Genomic DNA, 561 nt, shown 5'->3' on the forward strand with positions numbered 1-561 from the left:
GCTGCGCAGATACGCACCCATCTGCATGTTCTCGACAATCGACATGCGCGCGAAGATGCCCCGCCCTTCCGGCACCATCGCGAGGCCGCGCTTGAGCAGCTCGTGCGGCGGCACGCCCTTGATCGACTGGCCCATGTACTCGATGTCGCCAGCCGAATACGGCTTCAGGCCCGTGATCGCCTTCATCGTCGTCGTCTTGCCCGCGCCGTTCGCGCCGATCAGCGTAACGAGTTCGCCCTGCTGGATCTCGAGGTCGACACCCTTGACGGCCTGAATGCCGCCATAGTTGACCTGGAGGCCCTTGATTTTCAACATTGCCGTAGCCATCAGTGGACCCCCGCACCCAGATAAGCCTCGATCACCTTCGGATCCTTCTGCACGTCTTGCGGCAGACCCTCGGCGATCACCTTGCCATAGTCGAGCACTGTCATCCGGTTGCACAGGCCCATCACCAGTTTCACATCGTGCTCGATCAGCAGGATCGTCTTGCCGTCCGCGCGGATCTTGTCGAGCAGCTTCGTCAGCTCGACCTTCTCCGTCGCGTTCATGCCGGCCGCCGGT

At 62.0% G+C, this 561-nt stretch carries 2 protein-coding genes; both read right to left on the bottom strand.

Annotated features, from left to right (window positions below; all coding sequences use genetic code 11):
• On the bottom strand, positions 1-327 hold a 327-nt coding region (locus H3V53_RS44035), incomplete at its 3' end, for an ATP-binding cassette domain-containing protein (RefSeq protein WP_336603059.1).
• Positions 327-561, bottom strand: a 235-nt coding sequence (locus tag H3V53_RS44040; RefSeq protein ID WP_473766682.1) for an ABC transporter ATP-binding protein C-terminal domain-containing protein, incomplete at its 5' end; no start/stop codon positions are given. The genes H3V53_RS44035 and H3V53_RS44040, both read right to left, overlap by 1 nt.

Source organism: Paraburkholderia bengalensis, assembly GCF_037126505.1.
Classification (GTDB): domain Bacteria; phylum Pseudomonadota; class Gammaproteobacteria; order Burkholderiales; family Burkholderiaceae; genus Paraburkholderia; species Paraburkholderia bengalensis.